General features: G+C 44.8%; 6 protein-coding genes. All 6 read left to right on the forward strand.

The annotated features are described in order from the left end of the window. Nucleotide 1: 1 nt before the first annotated feature. The 6 genes from MSA64_RS04740 to MSA64_RS04765 all read left to right on the forward strand — a co-directional run bounded on the left by MSA64_RS04740 (nt 2) and on the right by MSA64_RS04765 (nt 6,003). Nucleotides 2-760, forward strand: coding sequence for an ABC transporter ATP-binding protein (locus MSA64_RS04740; protein ID WP_154432879.1), 759 nt, complete (start codon nt 2-4; stop codon nt 758-760). 259 nt (nt 761-1,019) lie between these two features. Further along, on the forward strand, nt 1,020-2,585 hold the full coding sequence (locus MSA64_RS04745) for an ABC transporter substrate-binding protein (RefSeq protein WP_154432878.1): 1,566 nt from the start codon (nt 1,020-1,022) through the stop codon (nt 2,583-2,585). Between the two features lie 130 nt (nt 2,586-2,715). After that, nucleotides 2,716-3,270: a DUF4230 domain-containing protein gene (locus MSA64_RS04750; protein WP_154432877.1), complete on the forward strand. Its 555-nt coding sequence runs from the start codon at nt 2,716-2,718 to the stop codon at nt 3,268-3,270. A gap of 33 nt (nt 3,271-3,303) precedes the next feature. Beyond that, entirely contained in the window at nt 3,304-3,918 is a 615-nt protein-coding gene (locus MSA64_RS04755; protein WP_207726577.1) for a DUF4230 domain-containing protein, read from the forward strand. A 247-nt stretch (nt 3,919-4,165) separates the two neighbouring features. Then, a complete protein-coding gene (locus MSA64_RS04760) occupies nt 4,166-4,672 on the forward strand; it encodes an RNA polymerase sigma factor (protein WP_154432876.1) in 507 nt (168 codons plus the stop codon). Nucleotides 4,673-4,770: 98 nt separating this feature from the next. Beyond that, nucleotides 4,771-6,003 (forward strand): DUF4179 domain-containing protein, encoded by a 1,233-nt coding sequence (locus MSA64_RS04765; protein ID WP_287890804.1) that lies wholly within the window; start codon nt 4,771-4,773, stop codon nt 6,001-6,003. The last annotated feature ends 398 nt before the right edge of the window (nt 6,004-6,401 follow it).

Genomic DNA, 6,401 nt, shown 5'->3' on the forward strand with positions numbered 1-6,401 from the left:
AATGAGTGTGGTACTAGCAGCAGAACATCTGACAAAAACATTTGTCTCTCAGGGACGAGAGAACTACACAGCAGTAGATGATGTGAGTTTTTCTGTAGAGTCCGGTGAGAAGCTTGGAATTATTGGAGAAAGCGGAAGCGGGAAGACTACGGTTGTCAATATGATCACTAGGTTACTGGATGTTTCTTCCGGAACGATCCGGCTGGATGGAGAAGATATCACTCTGAAAAAGGGAAAAGAGTTAAAAGAAGTATATAAGAAGATGCAGATGGTGTTTCAGACTCCAACGGAGAGCTTTGATCCGCGCAGGAAACTGGGTGATGGAATTGCAGAAAGTCTGATCAATTATGGAATGAAAAAAAAAGAAGCAATGGTGAAGGCAGGACAGCTGCTGGAACTATGTGGACTGGAAAAAGAATATGCAGCGCGCTATCCTCATGAAGTCAGTGGCGGGCAGTGTCAAAGGGCTGCGATCGCGCGTGCGATCGCTATCGATCCCCGGTTACTGATCCTGGATGAGGCGACCTCTGCGCTGGATGTTACGATTCAAAAAGAGATCCTGGAACTGCTGGATAAACTGAAAACAGAAAGGAATATGACATATCTGTTTATCTGCCATGACATTGCACTGGTTCAACAATTCTGTGACAGAGTGCTTGTCATGCATCAGGGAAAGATTGTGGAGGAGGGAACGCCGGATGAGGTGATCCGGAATCCGAAGACAGAATATACCAGGAGACTTATTGAAAGCGTTCTGTGATGATAATAACAGGAAACCCCGGCCGGGATATGAGAACGGATAGGAAGACCGGCCAGAGATTCTGTAAAAGAATAATAAAGTGAGAAGTAACTATTCAGTAGCCACTGTCCCGCGAGGTGTTTTGACATGAGTATGTCAAAATCCCGAGACATACAAGCCAAAATGCCATCACCGAAGGTGATTTTTTATGCATTTTGGCTCGTAACTGTGAAGGTACTGAACAGTTACAGTGAGAAACAGAAAGAGAGGAACAGAAAAGATGAATGCGAAAAAACTGATCGGTACTGCGTTAAGTGTTGTTTTATGTGCGAGTATGCTCGCAGGATGCGGAAATCAGAAAAACGAAACGGAGACAACAACTGAGAAAGGGAAAAAGACCCTGGTAATCGGTGACACAACCTTCAACAGTTCCAATGAAGAAAACAATGTGAATCCACATGATGCTTATTCAGGATGGGCCTGTATCCGGTATGGGATTGGTGAGACACTGGTAAAATATTCGGATACCATGGAAATCGAACCCTGGCTGGCAAAAGAATGGGAAAATGTGGATGAACTGACATGGAAGATTACCCTGCAGGATAATGTGAAATTTTCCAGTGGCCGGGATATGGACGCGGAAGCGGTGAAAGAATGTCTGGAGCATCTGACTGAAAATCACGAACGGGCAAAAAATGATCTGAAAATCGATTCGATGGAAGCAGATGGTCAGATTCTTACGATTCATACTTCAGAGCCGAAACCGGCGCTGTTAAACTACCTTGGAGATCCCTATGGATGTATCATTGATGTGGACGCAGGATTTGATGATGGAATCGTAGCAGGTACCGGTCCATACATCGCCGTGGACTGCCAGAGTGATGATCACCTGACACTGGTAAAAAATGAGGATTATTGGAATGGAACGCCGAAGATTGACGAGCTGACAATCCGTACGATTACAGATGGAAGTACGCTGGCCAATGCACTCCAGTCGGGAGAAATACAGGCAGCCTACGGTATGGCTTACGAAAGCTATCCGTTGTTTGAAAATGATGCATATACATTTTCACAGATTTCCACTTCCCGTTGTTTCTTTGGAAAGATGAATTTTGATGAAAGTTCTGTATGTGCCGACCCAGCAGTCCGAAAAGCGATTGCCATGGGGATTGATAAGGAGAATTTTGTTGCAACCTTACTGGAAGGCAATGGTTATGTGGCAAATGGAGTATTTCCGGAAGGTTCCGCATTTGGCGGAGATAAGGTGACGACAGAAACTTATGATCCGGAAGGCGCGAAAGAAGTTCTGGAAGCGGCAGGATGGAAAGATACTGACGGAGATGGCATCCGTGAGAAAGATGGAAAAAAATTAACGGTAAGATGGCTGACCTACCCAAGCCGTCAGGAACTGCCGCTGCTTGCAGAATCCGCACAGGCAACTCTGAAGGATATCGGGATTGATCTGGACATCAACTGTACAGCGGACAATAACTCTGTAGCAGATGATCCCACTGCATGGGATGTCTATGCAATGGCCAATGTACAGGCACCTACCGGTGATCCGGAATACTGGTTTACTGTTTTTGCAACTTCCGATGCGACAAGGAATCAGGGAAAATACAGCAGTGAAAAACTGGATAAGCTGGAAAAAGAACTGAGCGCGGAATTTGACATAGAAAAACGTGCAGAACTTGCTGTACAGATGCAGCAGACCGTTCTGGATGATCATGCATTCGTCTTCTGCTCGTTCCTGAAAATGAGCATGATCTCCAAAGCAAATGTTACCGGATATGAATCCCATGCCTGCGATTATTATCAGGTTACGGCAGATCTGGATATTAACTGAGAACAGATGTCAAAAAGATGCTATGTTTTAAAGCATGGCATCTTTTTTCAGGTTTGGAAACAGAAATATGCCGGTGGAAGAAAAAGAGATTATGCAGTATAATAAGGGAAAACGGGAGAGGAGTAACTGAATGAAGAAAAAAATCATAGGAAGTGTGCTGGTTCTCGGAATCGTTGCGGCTGCAGCAGGTCTGTTTGTACCAAATGCAGTACAGAAGATAACAAAAGAAAGCGTAATTACTTCCTCGCAGCTGGAAAAAGCGGTGGATATCAGTGAACTGTCCACGGCAGAGTTCATATACAACGGGATAGCAGACAAGTACAGTGATGGAAACCTGGAAGAAACCGAGTGCCATATCGCGTATGCCTCCACGGTGAAAGTAGGAATCGCGCTGGATCAGATAACATTTACCATTGATGAGGAAAAAAAAACGGTAACGCCGGTACTGCCGGAAATTACGGTAAATACAGTAACCGTGGATCCGGATTCGCTCAGTTTTATCCCACAGAATCCAGATGTGGAGCTGAAAGATATCATGACGGTGTGCAAGGAAGATGCCCTAAAGGAAGCGAGTGAGTCAAAAGAACTCTATCAGACGGCCGAAGAAAATCTGCAGTCAGCCATCGAAGCACTGCTTTCGCCGATCCTGAAAAATGCAGGATATACGATGCAGTGGGAGATATAGAAGACCTTGAAATTTGCCGGGGAGGAAAACAAAATGAGAGTACGAAAGATAACAAAAACATGGATGCTTCTCGTTGGGACCGTTGTTCTTTGCCTGACAGGATGCGGAAAAGAAACGCAGACTGCTGATTTTTCAGGGGTTACTTCGGTGTGTGAACTGGCCACTTTAAAGTGTTATTATCATAATGTTGCGAAAGCGGAGACGGAAGCAAGTGGCATTTTCGCAAAATGGCTGAAAACCGGATATAAGAAAATCTGGACGGAATACAGTGGGATTATTGAATATGGCATCGATATCAGTCAGGTCACAGTATCGGAACCGGACAAAAACGGTGTGGTGACTGTGACGATGCCGGACGCACAGGTTCTGAATGTAGATGTGGATGAAGATTCTCTTGGTACCCCGCTGACCGATACGGGTTTTCTGACCAGTGTTACCACAGAAGAGAAAACAACGACACTGGCGGGTGCGCAGGAAGCGATGGAGCAGCAGGCAAAAGAAAATACAGAGATGCTGTCGCAGGCAAAGGCACGGGCGAAGACGCTGATCGAGGAGTACATAAAAAATGTGGGTGAGAGCATCGGTGAGGAGTATACGGTAGAGTGGAAAGATGCAGAGCCGGGAATGACGGAGAGTGAGAAAAAGTAAGAAAATAGATAAGGGGAATGTAAGAACAGGGCTTTACTATAGTTTTGAAAATACTGTGGTAAAGCCTTTTATAGTAGATTATTATTGCCTGTTTGACAACCAGAACCTCTGAAATCGCCATGAAATATCTGATAAATACTTATTTTATTGGTTTTTCGGGAGCGAAAGTTCTTGCAACTCCGTCTAATGTATGTAAACCTTAAAGAAAAGAACCTGTTTTTGTACGTACAAACAGAAAGGACAACGAATGGAAAGATTAATCAGTCAGGCAAGGAAGGGAGATCCGGATGCTTTTACGGCACTGATGGAGAGTCAGATGCAAAATATGTATAAGGCGGCGCGGTCGGTTCTTTGCAACGATGAAGATATTGCGGATGCTATTTCAGATACGATTCTGGTGTGCTGGGAAAAATTTTCCCAGTTGAAGGAAGACAGATATTTTCGTACCTGGATGACCAGGATCCTGCTGAATAAATGTACTGATATCCTGCGAAAAAGAAAGCAGATGGTCTGGATGGACGAGATTCCGGAGACACCGGATGTGGACGCTGGGTTTGAAAACAGTGAGTGGAAAGAGGCACTGAACAGTTTGTCGGAGAATTTTCGACTGGTGGTGATACTGTATTATATCGAAGGATTTAAGACCAGTGAGATCAGTCAGATTCTCAATATCCCGGAGGGAACCGTGCGTAGCAGGCTGGCGCGGGGACGGGAACAGCTGGCGGGACTTTTCCAGGTGAAGGTCGTGAATTAGGTGGACAGAAAGCTGTGGGAAAGCAATAGTCGGTTGGACAGGAAACAGAGAGTACACGAACACAGACAAGAAAGAGATGCAGACAGGAGAGTATTTATATGAGCAATGATAGAATTTTACGGACACTGCAGCAAGATGTTGAAATCCCGGAAGTAGTAAGGAAGAAAGCAGATCAGGCATTTGCCAGGATTCATGCAGAACAGGAGAAAATGGAACCGGATAACAGGAAAGTGGTTTCGCATAATAAGAAAGAAACAGAAAGAAAAGCTATTTCCAAAAGGAAAATTGCAGTTGTGGCAGCAGTTGCAGCACTGGCTACCGCAACCGTGACGGCAGGAGCCGCTGCATATATGAAATGGAGTGCAGGTATGGCAGAAGGAATGCAGGCAACGGAGATACAGCAGAAACAGCTGGAGGACAATGGAATGGCAGCATTTACCAGTCAGTCCTGCACAGATGCGGGCGTGACTGTGACGGCACAACAGAGCATCACCGATAATTACAACAGTCATATTTCCTTCAAAGTAGAAGGGTTTCAGGTGGAAGACGGACAGCAGCCGGACTTTGGAAGTATCAGTGTGCTGGTGAACGGAAAAGATGACCTGAACCTGGACGCCGGATTCTATGACGGCATCATCACCGGAGAAGACGGAATGCCGGTGCGTGCTTCCGACGGAAGTTCTGCATTGGATGAAAATGGAGACATGATATATTACTATGTGCAGGAAGATGGCAGCATGGAATTTGACATTAACATGAATAATTATAGTGAGAAAGGATTCTTTATCGGAAAGGACATCCAGGTGGAACTGAAGGATCTGGGAACGGTAGATAAGGCAGAATTCACCAAGACGCTGGAAGGAGCCTGGAACTTCGAATGGACACTCGGCGGTGCAGATACCGCAAAGACATATACTCTGAACCAGCCACTGGGAGACAGCGGCGCAACGATCCAGACCGTAGAGATTTCCCCGATCTCTGTTTACGCGGAATACAATTTTCCGATACAGAAGGAAACCATTACCGGGGAGAATGAAGACGGAACCACTTCTGAAAGTACGACATTTAAGGAAGCTCCGCCACTGATGGGAATCAAATTAAAAGACGGCACCGTGATCAAAAATATGTACATGGGTGGCGGTATGATCGGATACCAAAACAACAGTTCCGATGACTATGTCTATGCTTACGCAACAGACCGCATCATCGATCCGGACCAGATCGCATACTTCCTGTTCATAAATGATGATGCACCAATCGGCGAACAGGGAATGACAGAAGATAATTTCTATGAGGTAGCTGTCGGTGAAAATCAGCAGGGCGATCGTTGATACAGCGAAAATTAAAAAATAATGGAAAGAACCGGCGAATGCAGGGAAACAGATGCATTTGCCGGTTCTTTTTACATAGTTGTGGTTTGAAAATATTTCAAACCAAAGGAATAACAGTACAGGAAAATTCTTCATGAGTTGTGTCTTTTCGAGCAGAAAAAGATATGTTACTATGAAAGCAGAAAAACATTCCTGTATACATTTCGTAAAATGCAAAATACAGAAAAAATCGTTACTTTATTGATGAAAGTATGAATAAATGTAACTATTCAGTAGCCACTGTCCCGCGAGGTGTTTTGACATGAATATGTCAAAATCCCGAGACATACAAGCCAAAATGCCATCACCGAAGGTGATTTTTTATGCATTTTGGCTCGTAACTGTGAAGGTACTGAACA

Source organism: Oliverpabstia sp., from assembly GCF_022785585.1.
Classification (GTDB): domain Bacteria; phylum Bacillota; class Clostridia; order Lachnospirales; family Lachnospiraceae; genus Oliverpabstia; species Oliverpabstia intestinalis.

Coding starts and splice junctions, on each gene's coding strand:
- MSA64_RS04760 (WP_154432876.1), top strand. CDS start 4,166: ATGGAAAGATTAATCAGTCAGGCAAGGAAGGGAGATCCGGATGCTTTT.
- MSA64_RS04755 (WP_207726577.1), top strand. CDS start 3,304: ATGAGAGTACGAAAGATAACAAAAACATGGATGCTTCTCGTTGGGACC.
- MSA64_RS04740 (WP_154432879.1), top strand. CDS start 2: ATGAGTGTGGTACTAGCAGCAGAACATCTGACAAAAACATTTGTCTCT.
- MSA64_RS04745 (WP_154432878.1), top strand. CDS start 1,020: ATGAATGCGAAAAAACTGATCGGTACTGCGTTAAGTGTTGTTTTATGT.
- MSA64_RS04765 (WP_287890804.1), top strand. CDS start 4,771: ATGAGCAATGATAGAATTTTACGGACACTGCAGCAAGATGTTGAAATC.
- MSA64_RS04750 (WP_154432877.1), top strand. CDS start 2,716: ATGAAGAAAAAAATCATAGGAAGTGTGCTGGTTCTCGGAATCGTTGCG.